Source organism: Chitinophaga sp. 9-1-y, from assembly GCF_059511905.2.
The window spans coordinates 522,181-542,983 of sequence record NZ_CM197955.1; the positions used below are offsets into that span (position 1 = coordinate 522,181).

Consider the following 20,803-nt stretch of genomic DNA (forward strand, 5'->3'; position numbering starts at 1 on the left):
TTGGGACGAATTGCTCATTAACAACCAAAACCACTACTAAAGTATGAAAAAAATTCTACGTACCGGCTGGTATTTCGGCGGTCGTGTACTTCCCAAAACGCTCCTCGCTATGAAGCTAACAGCCATTTTGACTATGGCCGCCTGTCTGCAGATAAGTGCAAAAAGCTACTCGCAGAAAGTTACCCTCGCCGAAAAAAATGTCCGGCTGGGGAAAGTATTCCGCGCAATAAAAAAACAAACCGGTTACTCTTTTTTCTTTGATGAATCTTTGATGCGGCAGGCAGACGCCGTTACCATTGATGTGAAAGATGTTCCCCTGGAAGCCGCACTGGACATCTGTTTTAAGAACCAACCACTCACCTGGAGTATTGTGGGCAGCACGGTGGTGATCAAACAAAAAGACGCACCTGTACCAGAGAATACACACGATGTACCCGTGGTAGCTGAGATCTCCGGCATTGTTACGGACATGGATAAACATCCGCTGCCTGGGGTATCTATCAAAATAAAAGGTACCAACAAAGGAACTATCAGTAACAGCAATGGTGAATTTACCCTCCACGCTGAACCCGGTGATGTACTGGAAATTACTTTCGTGGGATTCAAAAAACAGGAAATAAAAATAGGTACTGACACCAAACTGTCGATCCGCCTGGAACCCGGTAGCAGTGGGCTCGGAGAAGTAGTAGTCACCGCGCTGGGCATCGGTAAAAACGATAAAACAGTAGGGTATGCCCTCACCACCGTGAAAGGAGAAGAACTCACCCGTACCAATTCCGTGAACCCCATCACCGCCCTGCAAGGTAAAGTAGCCGGTGTGAACATCAACGTGATGACGGCTTCCGGTGTACAAACATCTCCCTTTATCCAGATCCGTGGCGCCAAAGTATTAGGTACCCCCGGTAACAACGTAAACCAGCCTATTTTCGTGATAGATGGAAACGTGATCTCGAATAATGTATCCAATGCAGATGACGCCGATGCAGGTTCTCAGTTAAAGAACCTGAACCCGGACGACTATGAATCCATCACCGTACTGAAAGGTGCTGCTGCCACTTCTATCTATGGTTCAAGAGGTATCAACGGCGCCATCGTTATTACTACCAAAAAGGCGAAAGCCGGCGATGGTTTCCTGATTGAAGCCAATTCCACTTATCAGACAGAAAAAGTGTATCGCGCACCGATGGACTTTCAGAACGTATACGGTCAGGGCGATTACCTGGCGAGAGAAGGTAACTTCAGACCAGACGGAACACAGTCCAAAACAGACGCCAGCTGGGGTCCCTTAATGGATGGCAGCTTGCACCCTGCGGCCTTTAATCCCAATAAGATGGTGCCTTTTTCACCACAGCCCAACAACTGGAAGACGTTCTACCAGGATGGTAATTACATCAACAATAACATTGCCATCAGCAGTGCTACCGACAAGTTTAATTATCGCCTTTCTTATTCCAATAACAACACCAAAGGTTTACTGCCCAACAACGGGATGCAAAGGAATTCCGTTGATTTAAAAATCGGCGCTAAATTGAATAAAGTATTTTCCACTGATTTTGGTGTTAGTTACTCCAATACACTGGCGAAGAACTTTTTCTCACAAGGCCGGTACTATTATGGCGGCGGACAAAACCTGGCGTTCAATACCTACTACCTGCCCCGGAATATCGACTTCGGCGACTGGTACAAAAGCTACCGCGCACCGGACAATACACCCGATTTTGCCAATACCTACGCGAACCTGACCGCCGCGGTAAATGCATTTTCGCGCTTTGATAAAAACAATTTCTACAGACATGAGAATTCCATTCTGGGATACATGCAACTGAAAGCACAGGTGAATCCGTGGCTCGACTTATCTGCCAGAGGTAATTTTAACTTCTATAAAATACGTACGGAAGAAAAGGATTACGGCAATGGTACCAATAATGTAGGTGGATACTATTCCGCAGGAGGCAGCTACACCAGCGATTACACCCTGTTGTTCATGGCACATGCCGTTAAAAGTGTGACGAAAGACCTGAATGTAGACTTCCGCTTATACAACGAAATTTATGGCGACAGAGTGGGCGAAAACTATGGTGCTGCCATCAACGGACAATTAAGTGTACCCAATGTATTCTTCCTGGGCAACTCCTCCCAGAATATTCAGAACCAGTACTACTACGGATTCAATAATGTTCCGGGTCCAAAATATCCTTCGCAGCTGACGATTGGTGTGGGTGGTATCCTCAACCTGAATTATAAGGAGTATCTGAATTTGGAAATCACAGGTCGTAACGACTGGAGATCTACCCTTACTTACCCGGTGGCAGCCATTGGTGCGAAAAATAATTATTCTATTTTCTATCCTTCTGCTAACCTGTCTTATTCTTTCTACGATCATTTCGAATCGGGCATGCCGTCCTGGATTTCTTCCGGCAGGTTGCGTGCTTCCCTGGCTTATGTGGGTAACTCAGGTATTGCCGGTCCTTATCAAACAGGAGTGGGTTATTCACCCAGCACTATCTTTAACCAGAATGGTGCCTCTGTAGGTACCGCCACACAATACAATGCTAACGTAAAACCAAACCTGGACCTGCGGGCACAGATATCCCGCACCTGGGAATTTGGTACCAACTTCGGCCTGGTAAAAGACCTGATCAACGTAGACTTTGCCTGGTATAAAACCAATACTTTCCACCAGTTGATTAACCTGGCCGGTGTACCGGAAACAGGCTATAGCCAGGTGTTTTTTAATGCCGGTAATATCCAGAACAAAGGTTGGGAATTGTTGGTAAATATCTCTCCGATCCGTGGTAAGGACTGGGGACTGGACTTTGCCGTGAACCTGGGACATAATAAGAGCAAGATCATTGAATTTGGTAATGGTATCAAAGACTGGAACCTGAGTGATAACTACGAAGGCGTAAGTGTACATGCTTATGAAGGAGGTGATTTCGGTGTGCTGACTACTAACGTAGGCGACTACCTGGCCAGCACTAAAAACGATCCTAAAACAGGATTCCCGCTGATTACCTATGGAGGCCGCATCACAAGTGCAGCAGGTCAGTACGATGTAGCGAACTATAACCTGACCACGTTACCTGCTGGTGCTCCTGCTCCAAGAATGGGTAAAGTAGAACCTGATTTAACAGGTGGTATCAGTACCACCCTGAGATACAAAAACTTTAGCTTGTTTGCACAGGTAGATGGTCGCCTGGGCGGATATGTATACTCTGAATCTTATGCATATGCCATGGGACAGGGTACGCCTAAAAATTCCCTGCAATATCGCGACCAGGCGCATGGCGGCGTTGCCCGTACGGATCCGAACTGGAATAACGGGCAACCTGTTTATGATGGGGTAATTCCAAATGCGGTATTTGACGAAGGACAAATGAGTCCGTTGAAACCAAGTGTAAGCATTGCCGGTATGACGTTTAAGGAAGCCTATGATAAAGGCCTGGTAGAACCTTTTAAAGCGTCTTTATACTACAATACTTTTTACGGATGGGAAACCAACCTGAATAACAACGGTACTATCAGCAAAAATTCCTGGGTAATGCTACGTGAAATCACCCTGGGTTATCGCTTACCTGCTGCCATCACCAATACTATTCATTTGAAAGGTGCCCGTTTAACATTGACCGCCCGCAACATTGGTTATTTATATAGAACACTGACTGGTGGCCAGAACCCGGCATCGCTGCAAAGTAATGATCCATTCAGACCATTCATTACCGGTGGCGTTCCGTTTTCCCGCAACTATGCTGCAACCCTTCACATTTCTCTGTAAAACAACTAATACATAGACGATGAAAAAGACTAATAAATATATAATCGGATTACTTGCCCTCGCATTGGTAAGTCAATCATGCAAAAAGAAACTGATAGAAATCAACACCAATCCCAACCTGCTGCCGGATGTAAATCCAGAGTACCTGTTTACCGGTGCTACTGCGGATATTGATATCAATGGCCGTGACCGTACTGCACAGAAATATGGTGCTACCTTAACTTATATGCAGTATGTAGTACCAGATGCAGTTACTACGAGTAGCCTTTCGGGTAAGTATGCGGATCCGGCTAAAACTACCGGGCCTAATCCGAATTTCTTTTATTACAGCGACTATTTTAATGCCACCGGTCGGGATATGCACCGGATTATAGATAAGATTAATTCCCTGCCAGACGCTACCAAGGCTACTTACCAGGGATTAAAAGCCATCTGTTCTATTGTAGATGTATATCATGCATGGAGAGTAGCTGATATTTTTGGTGCGCTGCCTTATAGCCAGGCATTCAATGATGCTAAATATCCGCTGCCACAATATGATTTTGATTACAACCTGTACAAGGTGTTTGATCAGCAATTGAAAGATGCCGCTACCCTGTTAAAAAACAACACCACTAACCAGTTTGCATTGGGTAACCAGGATTTGTTCTACGGTGGTGATTATGGCGAATGGCTGGGATTAGCCAATACCCTGCGTATTAAAATTGCACAGCGTTATGAAAAACGTGATGCGGCTAATTTAACCGCCGTATTGAATGATGTGGCAACTAACTTCGGCGGTAAGCTGATAGCGCCATCTTTATCAGATCCTACCAATGATGGCTCTTTTGCGATTAATCATACCCGCGACTGGAACAATAACGTGGATGATATTAACGTGATCCTGTTTAACTACGATGCGTCTTTTTCTTTTGTAGAGTACCTGAAGTCTACGAATGATCCGCGCATTGGTTTTATGATCCGGCAAAACGATATGGGTAATAACAGTAACCAATACCTGACCGTGAAAGTAAATGGCAATGCCGCTGCACAGGCAGCGCTGGCATTACCTGAAAACCAGGTGCGTTATTGGGGTAAGCATGCGTCTCCGGCTTCAGCAGGAGATGCCACCTATGGATCCACTGGTTTAGACAGGAGCAAAACTTTTACGCTGAAAGATAACACTACACAGGATTTGTTGTTTTTGTCAGCTATACAAACCCGTTTGTTTGTGAAAAATGGCGGCTTTGGTGGTTTTGATCAGCGGTCGAAGCAAAACCTGATGCATACGGATGAAGCCTATTCCGATGGTGCTACCATTAAAATGAAATCTTTCTTCGTAACCTATGCCGAAACATGTTTTATGATGGCGGAGATAGCTGAAAAGGGCGGTAATGGATTAGGTCAAACTGCTTCCCAGTGGTTTTACAAAGGGGTGCAGGCTTCCTTTAACCAGTACCAGGCTTTTGCGGTGGCTACCAAAGTACCTAATGCTGCGGATACCAGTCTTGGTAACTTTGCCACGCCGGCAGGTATCCCTTACAAAGGATTAGCCAGCATTTATTCCCAGGCCTGGGTGCATTTCCTGATGCAGCCGGATGAAGCATGGGCTATGTGGAAACGTACCGGTTATCCGCAATTCACTGATGTAAGACCAGGTAACAACGGTAAAATAGGAGATGGTTCTTCTATTGCTTACCTGGAAAACCTGTGGGATGGAGGCAAAAACCTGTTGATTGCGCGTCGTAACAGCCTGGATGTAAGCTCTACGCTTAACCAGGATAATTACAATGCAGCGGTGCAGGCGATGATTGCCAAAGATCCTGCTTATGGCGCTGGTGCTGCCGATACTAAAGGCAGGATATGGTGGGACATGCAATAAAGGTTGATAGAACAAATACGTGTTGAGAGCAACGGGGCAGACTTTATAGTCTGCCCTTTTTGTTTTTATTGGGGCAGATGGGGTACTAATAATATGATGAAAACTGCGATATATTATCTATATTTGATATGTAAAAGACTGTGAAAAAACTTTTCCGTAATTTTATCCGTAAATAACGGAGGACCAATCAATTTAGCCATTACCCTAAACCGATCCTTATGGACCAACAGCATTCTATGAACCAGTACTGGCAGCACCTGCGTGATATAGGATTTACGGAAGAAGCTATTGCGTTGTACATGCAACAGATGGAGCAGGCCATCAACCATAATAAAGACTGGAGTGAGCAAATGAATATGTTCGCTGAAAATATAAAGCAGTTTAACCAGATGTTTTCCGGTGACGATGCGGATGTGAGCGATGGGGAGGAAGAGCCATTGCAGGTGATGCTGAATCCTGCTACGCGCCTGGATATGGCGCAACAATGGGCCATTGCCTGTGGGGCGGATATTGCTTTTGTAAACCGGCAGTACCTGAATGACGTGACTACGGGACTTGATAAGCATAGTTGCCGGGAGCAACTATCTGAGTGGTGGGATATAGACAGTACCGAGGAGTTACAGGATATGATTGTGTGGCTACAGGAGAGCGGACACCGGATTGAATATGATATTATATGGCAGGCCATTAATACCGTATCGATGAAAGAGAGTAAGGCGTTTTTAAGAGACTATATTGCCACTAGTGAGCTGGAAGAAGCGGTAGTAATGGAGCGTTTGCGGAATACGCGCGATGCATTGGAATTATTCCGCGAACGGAAATTAATCGACAAGGACTTACAACCGGATATGTTGATATGGGATTTTGGCCGTATCATTAATTTGAGTCGTGCCGGCTATGATGCGGGGTATATCAGTTACGAACAGGCCCTGGAGTATATTATGTGGGGCATTCCGTTGATTAAACGCACCTATAGCTCCTGGAGGCATCTTTCTTTGTCATACCAGTTTGCCCGTTGTGTGTGGAATGGCATCGAAATGGCCAGTTTTGAAACCTTGTATAATAACATGGAATACTTGCTGGGCACGCCGGATAGTCCCTGGAAAGTGTTATCATTCAGCAATACCGAACAATTATTTTAGTGTACGGTGATCCTGTTCAGCTCAATATCTTTCAGGTGTGGCAGGATATGTTTAGGCAGTAAAGGACTGTCGAAGGCCAGGTCTACGGAAGCTTTCTGGAAGTCTTTTATTGTTGTTACCCGGTGAAATATTTCATAGAGTGCAATCGGTTCTTCATTAAAACTCACACAGGTACTCACAAAGTTCAGTTCATTAATAGCAGGTCCGTTTTTCTTCAATTTATCTTCCACATCTTTTATTCGTCCGATGAAATGACGTTGACGGATAAACGTAGTACTGTTCATAATAATAAAAATGTAGTTGGCATAAGAAGTTATTTTGCCATAGTACATATGATTGTCTCTGCCGGTGCGCTCCACGAGGTATTCATCTCCAGATTTATAAATTTCCAGTGATGAGCGCCAGATCCTTTCTGTTTCTTTTTTTCCCGCCTTCATAGGCAGGTTGCGGTTATAGCAATACCAGTATCCTACCAGGTGGTCGAGTAATGCTTCGTTGGTAGCGCCCAGGGGAATATTGATTTTCAATTCATGAAAAGGGAATACTTCGGTGGCGTTGTTGATAAAGTCGATATAGCTGTTGAAGCCCAGCACTACCGCGATAATATTGAGTTTGGAGAAATTGGGGCTGCTGATGGATGCCAGTGCAGTATTGTTTTTGGCTGCTTTTAATTTCCGGATAATGAGGTGTTCATAAAAATAGTTATCCCCAAATAATGATGGCGGGCTACTGATTTTCTTTTGGCGTTGTTGCTTTTCAATAACGGTATTAAATTCTGTGACAATAAAGCTCCATTCTGTTTTCGAAACGTCTTCCCAGCTTATTTTTTTAAGGTATTGATACGCCATGTAGTTCATCAGGCGCTCCAGGTTAAGCAATTCTTCCTTACTCATGATAATACGATTATAATACGGAAATAGGTTGCTGTAAGATAGGCAGAATACTTCAGTCTTGTTGTTTTTTCAGACATTTAAATCAACAAAAAAACAAACGTATATGATTAAAAACAATGAATTTGTAGCCTTATCGCCGGGCGCGCTGTTATGGCAGCAAATTGAAAATTTCCGGATGGATGACCCTGATGCAGCGATTCCATTTTCCAAAAAACTGGCCCGGGAAAATCAATGGGATAAAGGGTTTACCCAGAGGGCTATCCAGGAGTACAAGCGATTTATCTACCTCTGTTGTATTTCTCCTACCGGTGCTTCTCCTTCGCCAATTGTAGATAAGGTATGGCATCAGCACCTGTTGTATACGCAAAATTACTGGGAGGAATTTTGTGAGAAAACACTCCGGCGAAAAATCCACCATTATCCTTCTGCCGGTGGGTCCACTGAAAAACAAAAATACCTGGCCTGGGAGGAAAACACCCGGCAACAGTACCGGCAATATTTCGGAGAAGATCCACCGGCTGCCTATTGGCCTTGTAATGCGCCACCTCCTGTAAAGCAAGGTTCGCTGTTTCGTAAGTTTTGGTTAATCTCCCTCTTCTTCCTCTTTTCTTTCTTCTTATTTCCCGGATGTAGTAACGACAGTATGCCCGCCACTGTGCTCTTCATGATTTTTTTTGGAGGAATCGTGATTGCCAGGATGGTCAATAGTGATAAGCCTACCAATAAAACGGGTTCCGATAGTGGTAATAATTGTAGCAGCGGCGGAAGTAGCTGTGGCAGTAGTTGTGGAAGCAGTTGCGGCAGTGGCTGCGGTGGTGGTTGCGGAGGATGTGGTTCCTGAAATTTAAAAGTAAGATCATATGAAAAAGATCATCATAACCCCCGTTAGGGTTTATATTTACGCCATTATTGCCGCTTTTTTACCTTTTTTGTATTTGTATAGTGTTACTGGCCAATGGTATCCATTTGTGATACGGGGGCCCTTGTTTGTAGCTTTTTATGCGTGCTGTGTGGGGAGCAGTGTATTGACGTTGCTGGTGTCACGTTTGTGCCATTCTCCCGCTGTTAGCTATGTTCCATTCAAAGGGTTACTTATTTTTATGCTGGGAATAGGACTTATGAGGCTTTGTCAGGGTATATATCATCATAAGCCGGTGGGTTACCTGGTGGGCATGCTGATTGCGGAGGTATTACTTTGGCGGTTGATGGAGAGGGGATATAATAGAAAGAGATAGACGGGTGTCTATCTCTTCAGGAGTTTAGGAGCTGCAGGGGTTCTCATAGTGTTTACATAGAATAGAATAACATGAGCAGGTAGATATGTTGTATCCTCGCTCTGAATATCAGTCTTTTTTGGAGTGAACGGCGGATGAAATATGCTAGGTTTTCTGACCAGATTGGTGTAATATTATTAAATTTTTTTATATAAAGTGACAATGGTAACAACAATGGATGAAAGTATAATGACCGCAAGTTGTTGCGCAACTTCATCCTTGTTTTTTTATGATTTTCCAAATAAAGATCTTCTCGTCACTGTTACATCTGGCAACAGGTCAAAAGTCAGCATTATATAGGATCCTTTTAAACTTATTAGATGAAGTGACTCATAAACGCGATGAAAGTACAGTTGTATCCAACATTGTAAACAGGAGGGGCTATTCGAATAAGCTGTTAATGTGTAAGTTATAGACTAAAAGTGATATTTGTATAATTGAAATATTTTATATGAATGGGAAAATTCAAATTGATAATGTATTTTTATATTACTTGCCTGCTGATTAGTGTAAAATTTATATATAAGGGATCAAATGCTAGCTTTTTTCAGAAGTAAAACCGGCGTAAAACCACCTGACGTCAGCAGGAAATTAATGGAGTGGCTTTCATTCTTTTTGTCTGATAGATACTATGCCACTAATATCCGGGTATGGGCGCATGTGATTATGTGGGCTTGCCTGGCTTTGATGTATGGCTTTATGTTGAGTTCCAGTTTCACGGTATCATTTAGTGTGAGTATCGTTTTTATGATCCGGAATGTGCTGGGCGCGATGTTCTTCTTTTATTTCACCTTTTACTTTATCGTACCAAAGGTATTGTTGAAGGGATATTTTTTTATGGCACTGTTATGTTTTTATGTGCCTTTCGTATTCTGGTCGGTGGTTAATTATCTGTGTTCTGTGTATGTGGTGAAATACATGTCAGTTGCAGACACCTCTCTCTGGGAGTTCCTGAAACGGATAGTGGCCGGAGGGTGGCCTGGTACGTTTTCATTCAGCCACATGGCGAAAATGTTTCTGCCAGTATTAATGACGGTAGGTCCGGTGTTGTCGCTGAAGCTGGTATTGGATGTGATCCGGGCTTCTACCCGTACATTGCGACTGGAAAGAGATAACCTGAACCTGGAAGTAAATTTTCTCCGTTCACAGTTAAATCCGCATTTTTTATTCAATACATTAAATAATATTTATTCGTTGTCGATCAGGAATGATGCCCTGGCTTCTGACCTGATCATGCACCTGTCGGAAATGATGCGTTACACGCTGTATGATTCCAATGCAGACAAGGTACCGCTGGGTATGGAAGCTGAATTCCTGAAAAACTACGTGGAACTGGAAAGTGTGCGTTATGGCAAAAATGCCAGCATCCGTTTCGATTGTAATACAAATCAGATGGGTGATCTCCTGATAGCGCCATTGCTAATGTTTCCTTTTGTAGAAAATGCCTTTAAATATTCACATAGTACTAATTCCGATAAATGCTGGATTCATTCATCACTGGAAGTAGCAGGAAGGCAACTGAGATTTGAAATTTCCAATAGCAAGGGAGAACAACCAGCTGCCAGAAAAGGGCAGGGAGGAATTGGTTTGAGCAATACCCGTAAACGACTTATTTTACTGTATCCGGACGAGCATACTTTATTTATAGAAAATAATCCCGAATATTACAAAGTTGTCTTGACACTAACGCTGAACTAAAAAATATGGATCAAGTAATTACCTGCCTTGTAGTGGATGATGAGCCATTTGCGAGAGACCTGATGGAGAATTACATTGGACGGGTGCCTTATCTGCAACCTGTAGCCTTCTGTGAGAATGCTTTTGATGCCATCAACGAACTACAGCGGCAGTCCGTTGACCTGTTGTTTTCCGATATACAGATGCCTAATATCAACGGTATAGAAATGATCCGTTCATTGAGTAATCCGCCATTCGTTATTTTTACTACAGCGTCAAGAGACCATGCCATCGCGGGTTTTGAGCTGGATGCAGTGGATTATTTGGTAAAGCCCATTTCCTTTGAAAGATTCCTGAAGGCGGTTAATAAAGCCCGCAATCATATGGGACAACGGCAGCAGCAACCCATAGCTGTTCCAGAGCCGGTAAAGCCTAAAGCTACCCCAACTAATCACCTTTTTGTAAAGGATAATAATAAGTTAACTAAAATCCTTTTCGACGATATTTACTATGTAGAAGGGATGAAAGATTATATTAAAATTGTTTGTAGAGATAAGAATATCATCACTTACATGCGCATGAAAGTAATGGAAGACCTGCTGCCGGCAGACCAGTTTATGCGTATTCATAAATCGTATATTATACGCCTGCAGGCCATTAAATCCATTATGGGCAATACCGTAGAAGTGGTCAACGGGCAAACGGTCATTATCTCAAAATCATCGCGGCAGGACCTGAAAAGATTACTTGGCATTGCTAACTATAACGATGATGACGAGTCGCAACCCCTGCCGGGTAACAAGGGCCGTTGGTCGAAAATAAATGCATTTACGTCTAATAAAATATGCGATTTAATATTGAAGGGCGAGCTTAGACGACTGAAATCAATTGTCAGTTTTTCTTAAACGGAATTTTATGCAAAGAATAATTAAGATCAGCCACCCTATGTTAACATTAGAAAAGGAAATTATATCAAAAGCCGACATTGCTTCTATTGAAAATATGAGTGCCCATAATATGTCGGCCAGTCAGGACACTAGTTTGCCCACTATTCCACCAACAATTGGGTCGACCGTTTTTACAACAACAACAACAAGACCTTAAGTGATGGATGTTTACTATTCCTAATTGTTTAACCCCTTAGTAAAAATGCAATACAGATGTGCCATAGTAGATGACGAACCGCTGGCATTGGACATACTGGAAAGCTATATCCAACGAACTTCCTATCTGAAACTCGTAAAGAAGGCATCAGAGTTATCTACCATTGATCACCTGATCGCCGAAAGAAAAGTGGACGTTGTTTTCCTGGATGTTAACCTAAGAGGTAATACACGAGATATTATAGCGCAGTTCCTTAAAAAGGACTGCGTTTTTATTCTTGTGACCGCTTATTCCAGCCACGAAATAAAGTCCCTTTGCTGGAAAGAAAAGCAGGGGTACCTGGGTAAACCCGCCAGCTACAAGAAATTTGTAGAAGAAATGGAACGCATGATTCCCGGTGTAAAAATAGGCGTCACCTGACAGGAAATTGTATTGATCGCCTGACATCATTAAAACCTTTTTTATCTTTATTTAAGCATACTGATCGGGAACTAATTATTCCCCGCTAAAATGAAGTATGTTTAAAGGATATGTCCGTGCTAACTACCTGCGGCTTCTACCTGCTTAGGATGCCGCTATTGTCATGTGAAGATGCGATTCACCTGCATCGCAGGAGTCAGAACGAAGAAACATCTTTTATTGCCGCCATCAGGGAAATGTATTCCCGTCCACTGCTCCGGGAGGCCGTGTTCCTGGCTAGTCCTGCCTTACACACAGAGATGATGAAATGGCTGGAACAGCCCGATCAGACGCTCAAAATGCCGTTGACGTTATACCGTTACCTGCTCAGGATGAGTGCCCGCTGTACGCCTTATGGATTATTTGCCGGTTGTGTTACCGGCCGCATCGTACCGGAAGCCTCCCGCTTTTCGCCGGCCGCTGCCAACCGGTATAAGGTTACCCGCCTGGATATGGAGTATTTATCTGACCTGGTGAACGCACTGGTACAATGGCCGGAGCTCCGCGAACAATTACCCTTTTATCCGAATAACAGCCTGTATCCACATGGGCAGTCCGCCCGCTATTTTGAATACCAGCTACGCGATAAAAGACGCCACTACTTTCTCAGCGCCTTTACGCAGAATGATTATATTACTGCTATACTTAACGCGGCGAAGCATGGCGCCAATATCTCCGAACTGGTGGCCACACTGGAACAACTGGATATTCCCACAGCAACAGCCCGGCCATTTATTGAATCACTTATCGCCAACCAGATCCTGGTAACCGGCTTAACACCTGCTATCACCCGGCCGGATCGTTTGCAGGAATTGATCCGGGAACTGTCTGCCGCAGTTCCTGCACTGGCCTGTTTGCCCGCTTTGGAACGCATTAGTGAGCTGCTGTGTTTGCAAACAACCGGTGTATCACATTACCAGGAAATAAAAACACTGTTAACAGCCAATTTTCCGGACATTTCCGTGAAAGACCCCGTACAGGTAGACCTTTTCTTTGAACCCGCCACGGCTGATCTTTCTGAAAAAGTAACCACTACACTGCTACAACAGCTGGAACGACTGGCTGTGTTGGGCACACAGCGTCCCCCCACCGACCTGGAAACATTTAAACAGCAATTTATCCAGCAGTACGATCAGCGGGAAATCCCATTAATGCAGGCATTAGACAGTGAATCCGGCATTGGCTATGGCATTATTTCAGGAGATAAGTCCAGCTATACGCCGTTGATCGACGACCTGGTAATGCCGGCTGGCAGCAAGCAGGAACAGCTTCCCTGGAATGCAACGTTGAAATTTGTACTGGAGCAATTCCTGCTGGCGCAGCAACAACAACGTACCGTGATCCACCTTACTGACAAAGACCTGGATACATTATCCGCTAACAGTCCTGCAGTGGTGTTGCCTCCTTTTATGACCTTGCTGGGCGCCCTGATTGCCAGGGATGCCGCCGCACTCGACCGTGGTGATTTTCAGCTACAGCTCCGGTCGTGCCACGGGCCCAACGCCCTGGCCCTGATGGGACGGTTTGCGGCGGGTAGTGAAACGCTGGAGGCCCACCTGAAAGCATTCGCCAACAGGGAACAGGCATTGGAAAAAGATCGTATCCTGGCCGAGGTAGTGCACCTGCCGGAAGGCCGTACTGGTAACGTTCTGTTACGACCCCGCCTATACGATTATGAAATACCTTTTTTAGGAAAGTCGGGTGTAGCCGAAGACTTTCAGCTACCCGTGAGCGACTTATACCTATCAGTACGTCATAACAGGGTGATACTGCGTTCTGCCCGGCTGAACAAAGAAGTATTGCCAAGACTTACCAGCGCACATAATTTCAACCGGGGACTGGCAGCCTATAAATTTTTGTGCGATCTGCAACAACAGGAATCGCTGTCTATCGGCTGGAACTGGGGCCACCTGTCTACGCAGGCATTTTTGCCCAGGGTAGTATACAAACAGATCGTATTGGAAAGAGCGAGGTGGTATATTACACAGCAGGCCTTCCGGGGATTATTATTGACCGGATATACGCCTGCAACAGCCATACAGCAGTTAAAAAAACAGTTTCATATACCGGACCTGGTGATGTTGTCTGAAGGGGATAATGAACTGTTAATTAACCTGGAGGATGCATTTGCGGTGATGTTGCTGACGGATAAATTGAAGAAAGGAGATGTGTTATTACATGAGCAGCTGTTTAATGAAGATACCCGCCTACTCGCTAATGAAAGCGGCTTTTTTTGTAATGAAGTCATTATACCATTTGCTAATAAGGCCTGGCAGCAACCATTGTATCCCACTGCTGTTGACGCTATGCCGGCTATCAGGCGGCATTTTGCACCGGGGAGCGAATGGCTGTATGCGAAAATTTATTGTGGCACCAGGTGGACAGACAAACTACTACTAAAAGCGTTGCTGCCGCTGGTGAACCAGCTACAGGCATTGCAGTTAACAGACCATTGGTTCTTTATCCGTTACCAGGACCCGGAACATCACCTCCGTATCCGTTTTCATTTGCCTGATTATCAAAAAAGCAGCCCTGTTATTATTCAGCAATTGCAGGATGCGTTATTGCCCTACCTGGACAATGATATTGTGCAAAAGATCCAGTATGATACCTATACCCGTGAGCTGGAGCGGTATGGAACAGACACGATATTACTGAGTGAGCAATTTTTTTTCCACGATAGCATGGCAGTGAGCCAGCTGTTACTGTTGATTGGTGCCGCTGAAACCAATGAACGCTGGATGCTGGCGCTGAAAGGGGCGGATGATCTGTTAACAGCATTTGGATATACTCCACCTATGAAGTGGCAGCTATTCCGGGAATTACAGGGACAGTTTTTTGCAGAGCATCATGGTGATGACCGGCTGCAATTTCAGTTGAATAGTAAATACCGCGCACACGCACGGCTGATAGCCAATACATTGAATGATAACGGCCATGATTACACGTTGCCGGAAGGAGCTGCAGAAATTCTGCATACCAGGCGGGTAGCGCTGAAGGCACTGGCAGCACAAATTACGGCTATTGACCCATTGGCCGGAACGAGGTTGATGCCGCATTACCTGCATATGTTTCTCAACCGTATGTTTAGCGCCAATGCCCGGTTACAGGAGCTGGTATTGTATCATTACGGCATGAAGTATTATGCGTCCAAAATAGCCAGGGGCTGATACCGGCTGCAGTCAGCGGCCAGCAGCCATAGGTAGCCCGCCGGCCCGCTGCCATTTATCCAATATTTACGGATTAAATAAAAACCTTGTTATTTTTACAACATAAGAGTAGAAAACCCGCTTATTTCATTGAAAACATAATAGCATGAAAACAAAAATAGTTTTGCTGGGATGCTTGTCTGTGATGACCTTATCTGTACAGAGTTTTGCACATACCGGCGATAGCAGCGCGCTGCACCGTCGTACCGCCGTAGAGCCGGGCAATGCCGGGTTGAAGCTGCCGGCAGGGTTTAAAGCCCAGGTAGTGGCGGAAAACCTGGGTGCAGCCCGTCACATTGCCGTAACACCAGCAGGCGATATTTATGTAAAAATCCAGTCGTCCAAACCTGGTAAATCTATTGCGGTGATACACAATGGCGTTGCCAAAACTTTTGGTACCTACCGGGGCACCGGTATGGTTATCAAGGACAATTACCTGTATGCCTCTTCTGATGAAGAAATATACCGTTATAAGCTGAACAACCAATACGAAATCATTAACCCGGAACATCCGGAAAAAATAGTGACGGGTTTAATTAATCGTCATCAGCATGAATCCAAGTCGTTGGCATTGGACAATGCTGGTAACATCTACGTAAACATAGGTGCCTACTCTAACTCTTGCCAGGTGCAGGACAGGGCTAAAGGTTCCAAAGGTATTCCCGGATGCCCGATAAGGGACTCTGCTGCCGGTATCTGGCAGTTTAAGGCGGATAAGTTAAACCAGACTTATGGCGATGGGGTACGGTATGCTACCGGGTTGCGTAATGTAGTAGGACTGGATTGGAACACTTCCCTGAATCAATTGTTTGTGATGCAGCATGGTCGCGATGGTTTGTATGATATGTTCCCTGAGTATTACAACCTGGAGCAGGGCAATGAATTACCGGCGGAATGTATGTATGCCTTGAAAAAAGGCGATGATGCGGGATGGCCGTACATTTACTATGATGGCTTCAAACATCAGAAAATGTTGGCACCGGAATATGGTGGCGATGGCGTTAAAACTGGTGGGGAGAGCGCAATTGACCCGGTGGTAACATTCCCGGCACACATGGCGCCTAATGGCTTGTTGTTTTATACCGGCCACCAGTTTCCTGAAAAATATAAGAATGGCGCTTTCGTAGCGTTGCATGGCTCCTGGAATCGTCAGAATGGACAAAAAGGCTACCTGGTAGCATTTGTGCCGTTTAAAGATGGCAAACCTTCCGGTGCATGGGAAATATTTGCAGACGACTTCGCCGGCGTTGCCAATATACAATCGCCCGGACAGGCGAAGCACCGTCCTTGTGGACTGGCGCAAGGCCCCGATGGCTCACTGTATGTAACAGATGATGTAAAAGGAACAGTTTATAAAATCAGCTATAGCGGTAAATAATCGATATGAAAAAATTGATCTCCATAGGTGTTGCACTTTGTGCAACACTTTCTTTTTTATCCGCCCAAACGCCGAAAAAGCCTGGTAGCAACCAGTCAGTTAGCAGGGGCAAAAAAGTGTATGAACAATACTGCTTAACCTGCCACCAGGTAGACGGAAGTGGTGTACCACACTTAAACCCGCCACTGATAAAAACTTCCTTTGTGTTGGGGAGCAAAAATAAACTGGTACAAATTGTATTGAAAGGTATGCAGTCATCCGAACCGATCGATGACGAATATTATTCCAATAATATGCCGCCGCATAATTTTCTGAAAGACCAGGAAATAGCGGATGTGCTGACGTATGTACGTAATAACTTTGGCAATAAGGCCAGTGCGGTAACCGTGGCGGAAGTACAGAAAGTGAGAAATGCGAAGTAGCAGATCCGGCAGAACATAATCAGCGTTGTTGCTGTTAACAGCAATAAAGTGGACGGCAACAGGCGTTGTCGTATATTTCAGATATGAAAATTCTCTGGAACTACCTGAAGCCTCACCGGTGGTTGGTGGTATTGTCGTTATTACTGGCAGGGGCCAGCCAGATTTTAATCATGACGGATCCGTTGATATTCGGAAAAATCATCGATGACTATGCGAGTAAAACGGCGACAAAATCTCAACCGGAGCTGGTACGAGGTGTATTATTCTGGTTAGGTATTGCCATCGCTATTGCTTTGCTGGCGCGGCTGGCGAAATCTTTCCAGGATTATGTGTTGCGGCTGGTGGTGCAGAAATTTGGCATGCAGGTATTCAACGACGGCCTGAAACAAACGCTCCGCCTGTCGTTTGAAGAATATGAAGAACAGCGGAGCGGAGAAACCCTGGCAGTACTGCAGAAGGTAAGAACTGATACGGAACGTTTCATCACTGCATTTATCAACATCCTGTTTACTTCTATTGTAGGCATGGGATTTTTAATCTGGTATGCCATTACCAAACATTGGGCATTGATACCTGTGTTTGTGGTGGGCATTGTTTTTTTAGGAGGGCTTACCGGCTTGCTCAGCAAGAAAATGAAAACGGTACAACGGGCTATTAACCGGGAAACCCTGCAATTGTCTGGCGCCATCACGGAGTCTTTACGCAATATAGAACTGGTGAAAAGCCTGGGGCTGACCTTCCCTGAAATCAGGCGTTTAAAAACGTTTACGCAGAAAATATACGACCTGGAAATGGAGAAGACCAGGCAGGTAAGAACCTTATCTTTTTTGCAGGGCACTACACTGAATGTGCTGAAACAATCGATCCTGTTTATTTTGCTCTGGCTTATTTTCCGCAATATTTTAACTACCGGTGAGTTGATCACCATGCAGTTTATCACCACTGCCATCTTTGTACCGTTGCAGGATTTGGGGAATATCATCATCCAATACCGTGAGGCAGAAGCCTCGTTGAATTTGTTTCATCACCTGATGCAACGCCCGGTGGAGGAGCGTCCGCTGGAACCGATAGAGATAGGGGAACTGCAGCAGTTGCGATTTGAAGATGTTGTTTTTAAACATAAAACTGCCAACTCCAATGCCTTGGACGGTATTTCTTTTGCCGTGGAAACCGGTGATACCATTGCGTTTGTGGGGCCGTCCGGTTCTGGTAAGTCTACCCTGGTGAAGTTGTTGGTAGGGTTATATAAACCGGTATCGGGCGAAATATATTACAATGATGTGCCTACGGCGGATATCCGGTTCAATGCGTTGCGGCGGCAAATTGGTTTTGTTACCCAGGATACACAACTGTTTGCCGGTACAATCAAAGACAATCTTTTATTTGTAAAGTCGGATGCCACCGATGCCGAAATATTGGAAGCGCTGGAAAAGGCTTCCTGTACAGCGTTGTTGGCCAGATCGGGGAAAGGCATTTATACAAAACTGGGAGAAGGGGGCGTGAAATTATCTGGTGGGGAAAAACAACGTATTTCCATTGCGCGGGCGTTGATACGCCGGCCCCGCTTACTGATTTTTGATGAAGCTACGTCCGCGCTGGATTCTATTACAGAAGAAGCGATTACAGATACCGTAAGAAGTATTTCGGCGCGACGGGAGCAGATCACGGTATTAATTGCGCACCGCTTATCGACTATTATGCATGCAGACCGGATCATTGTGCTGGAGAAAGGTAAAATTGCGGAAACCGGTACCCATGATGAATTGGTAGCCCATAAAGGGTTGTACTATGCCATGTGGCGGCAACAGATTGGGGAAAGAAGACCTGTTGAAATCACTAAAATAGAAGAGGCGCCCGAAGAAGAGGACGATGCCTGGGAAGAGGCGCTGTAAATAGGTCGTACTGTTGATTATTTAGTCTTTTCCGGATATTGATAATACGTTTTTGCAGTTGCGTGCCATGGCAAGCGGGATTATTATCCCCGAGTAAAAAGGCCATTTCATTGTTGATGACGGGAGCAATAAATTCAGCACTTCCACAGTTAGGGCATTGCGTTTGATGGCGCTCCATTTATACATATTTGCGTAAAAAATAATATAATATTTTTTATTGTCAAAGTATTTTGTGAGATGGATGCCGCCGTGCGCCTGCTGTAGCGACAGGTATTTCCCACCAGGTTATTATCTCCCTATAATAATATTTTCAAGACCTCCTATAGCCGGAAAAGAAAGATTGTCTTTTAAAGTTTATTTAAACTTATAATTTTGTGCGCTGATAAGTGCAACAGCAGGCTATTTAAAAACAGATCCGTGAGTAAAAAATATTATATTATTGATTTCGACAGCACCTTTACCCAAGTAGAAGCACTGGATGAACTGGCGCGTATTTCACTGCAGGAGCATCCGGAGCGGGAACAGATCTATAAAAAAATAGAGGACCTGACCAACCTGGCCATGGAAGGGAAATTGTCTTTCCGGGAAAGCCTGGCAGCCAGGGTACAGTTACTGGAAGCCAATAAAGACCATCTGAAAGAGCTGGTAAAGCATTTAAAAAAGCTGGTATCTACTTCTTTTTCGAGAAATAAGCATTTTTTCAAACATCATGCGGATGAGGTGTTGATTGTATCCGGTGGTTTTAAAGAGTTCATTACGCCAGTGGTGCTGCCGTTCCATATCAAAAAAGAAAACATTTACGCCAACACGTTTGTGTTTAATGAAGATGGGAAAATAGTGGGGTATGATGAAAATAACCCATTGTCGAATGAGGGTGGAAAAGTGAAGCTGCTGAAGGAATTGCAGTTGCCCGGAGAAATACATGGTATCGGTGACGGCTACTCGGATTTTCAGCTGAAAGAATCCGGTATGATCAAGAAGTTTTATGCATTCACGGAAAATATAGAACGTAAATCTGTTACGGAAAAAGCAGATCATATTACGCCCAGCCTGGATGAGTTCCTGTACCTGAACAATCTGCCTGCTGCTATCTCTTATCCTAAAAATCGTATTCAATGCTGGGTAGTAGGAGAAGTGCCGGATGCTGCCGTGAAGTACCTGAAAAAAGAAGGGTTTACCGTGAAACAAACGGACAAACTGGAAGATAAGCAACTGAAGGAAGCTGGTATAATTTTGCTGGGTCATAAAGAATCGATTGCTCCGGAAAAACTGGTTAAGGCTACCCGTTTGAAGGTAATCGGCTACCTGGGTAACAGCAGGAAATATATTTCGCAGGATACCTGTACAGATATGGGGATTGTTATTTTCGACAACATGAAGAAACCGGAATCTGTAGCAAAAAGTATCGCTAATTTCATCAATGCCGGCGATGCATTTAAGAGCAGTAATTTCCCGAATATTCAATTGCCTAAAGTAAAGAACGGCCATCGTTTTGTGCATATTCACCGCAATGTATCGGGTATGATGGCAAAAGTAAACCAGGTACTGGCGGATCACGGAACAAATATAGTATCGCAGTTCCTGATGACCAATGAGCGCATTGGTTATGTGATTACCGACATCAGTGCGGAGTATGATAAAAAAGTATGGCAAGACCTCAAACAAATTCAGGATACCATCAGTTTCCGGGTGTTATATTGAGTATATTTGATAAGTT

General features: G+C 44.5%; 14 protein-coding genes. 13 read left to right on the forward strand and 1 reads right to left on the reverse strand.

The window, feature by feature from the left end; genetic code table 11:
- Window positions 1–43: 43 nt before the first annotated feature.
- The 3 genes from AC5ZC7_RS02260 to AC5ZC7_RS02270 all read left to right on the forward strand — a co-directional run bounded on the left by AC5ZC7_RS02260 (window position 44) and on the right by AC5ZC7_RS02270 (window position 6,778).
- The gene (locus AC5ZC7_RS02260; protein WP_496159785.1) at window positions 44–3,775 is read left to right on the forward strand and encodes a SusC/RagA family TonB-linked outer membrane protein; all 3,732 of its coding nucleotides are present in this window, start codon (window positions 44–46) and stop codon (window positions 3,773–3,775) included.
- Window positions 3,776–3,794: 19 nt separating this feature from the next.
- Window positions 3,795–5,636, forward strand: a complete 1,842-nt coding sequence (locus AC5ZC7_RS02265) for a SusD/RagB family nutrient-binding outer membrane lipoprotein (protein WP_496159784.1) — start codon at window positions 3,795–3,797, stop codon at window positions 5,634–5,636.
- Between the two features lie 218 nt (window positions 5,637–5,854).
- Complete coding sequence (locus AC5ZC7_RS02270; RefSeq protein WP_496159783.1) at window positions 5,855–6,778, forward strand: DUF1266 domain-containing protein; 924 nt, start codon at window positions 5,855–5,857, stop codon at window positions 6,776–6,778.
- Here AC5ZC7_RS02270 and AC5ZC7_RS02275 read toward each other — a convergent pair.
- A complete protein-coding gene (locus AC5ZC7_RS02275; protein WP_496159782.1) occupies window positions 6,775–7,671 on the reverse strand; it encodes a hypothetical protein in 897 nt (298 codons plus the stop codon). The genes AC5ZC7_RS02270 and AC5ZC7_RS02275 overlap by 4 nt on opposite strands.
- Window positions 7,672–7,774: 103 nt before the next feature.
- On the opposite strand from AC5ZC7_RS02275, the gene AC5ZC7_RS02280 reads away from it, so the two are divergent.
- The 10 genes from AC5ZC7_RS02280 to AC5ZC7_RS02325 all read left to right on the forward strand — a co-directional run bounded on the left by AC5ZC7_RS02280 (window position 7,775) and on the right by AC5ZC7_RS02325 (window position 20,787).
- Window positions 7,775–8,512, forward strand: coding sequence for a UCP032817 domain-containing protein (locus tag AC5ZC7_RS02280; RefSeq protein WP_496159781.1), 738 nt, complete (start codon window positions 7,775–7,777; stop codon window positions 8,510–8,512).
- Window positions 8,513–9,479: 967 nt separating this feature from the next.
- Window positions 9,480–10,643 (forward strand): histidine kinase, encoded by a 1,164-nt coding sequence (locus AC5ZC7_RS02285; RefSeq protein WP_496159780.1) that lies wholly within the window; start codon window positions 9,480–9,482, stop codon window positions 10,641–10,643.
- Window positions 10,644–10,648: 5 nt separating this feature from the next.
- The gene (locus AC5ZC7_RS02290) at window positions 10,649–11,527 is read left to right on the forward strand and encodes a LytR/AlgR family response regulator transcription factor (RefSeq protein ID WP_511911348.1); all 879 of its coding nucleotides are present in this window, start codon (window positions 10,649–10,651) and stop codon (window positions 11,525–11,527) included.
- Window positions 11,528–11,537: 10 nt separating this feature from the next.
- Window positions 11,538–11,726 (forward strand): hypothetical protein, encoded by a 189-nt coding sequence (locus AC5ZC7_RS02295; RefSeq protein WP_511911349.1) that lies wholly within the window; start codon window positions 11,538–11,540, stop codon window positions 11,724–11,726.
- 45 nt (window positions 11,727–11,771) lie between these two features.
- On the forward strand, window positions 11,772–12,146 hold the full coding sequence (locus AC5ZC7_RS02300; protein WP_496159778.1) for a response regulator: 375 nt from the start codon (window positions 11,772–11,774) through the stop codon (window positions 12,144–12,146).
- Window positions 12,147–12,256: 110 nt separating this feature from the next.
- A complete protein-coding gene (locus AC5ZC7_RS02305) occupies window positions 12,257–15,355 on the forward strand; it encodes a lantibiotic dehydratase (protein WP_511911350.1) in 3,099 nt (1,032 codons plus the stop codon).
- 145 nt (window positions 15,356–15,500) lie between these two features.
- Complete coding sequence (locus AC5ZC7_RS02310) at window positions 15,501–16,772, forward strand: PQQ-dependent sugar dehydrogenase (protein WP_496159776.1); 1,272 nt, start codon at window positions 15,501–15,503, stop codon at window positions 16,770–16,772.
- A gap of 5 nt (window positions 16,773–16,777) precedes the next feature.
- A complete protein-coding gene (locus AC5ZC7_RS02315; RefSeq protein ID WP_496159775.1) occupies window positions 16,778–17,194 on the forward strand; it encodes a c-type cytochrome in 417 nt (138 codons plus the stop codon).
- 83 nt (window positions 17,195–17,277) lie between these two features.
- Complete coding sequence (locus AC5ZC7_RS02320; protein WP_496159774.1) at window positions 17,278–19,086, forward strand: ATP-binding cassette domain-containing protein; 1,809 nt, start codon at window positions 17,278–17,280, stop codon at window positions 19,084–19,086.
- 417 nt (window positions 19,087–19,503) lie between these two features.
- Window positions 19,504–20,787 carry an HAD-IB family phosphatase gene (locus AC5ZC7_RS02325; RefSeq protein ID WP_496159773.1) on the forward strand — a complete coding sequence of 428 codons (1,284 nt, stop codon included), beginning with the start codon at window positions 19,504–19,506 and terminating at the stop codon, window positions 20,785–20,787.
- Window positions 20,788–20,803: the final 16 nt, after the last annotated feature.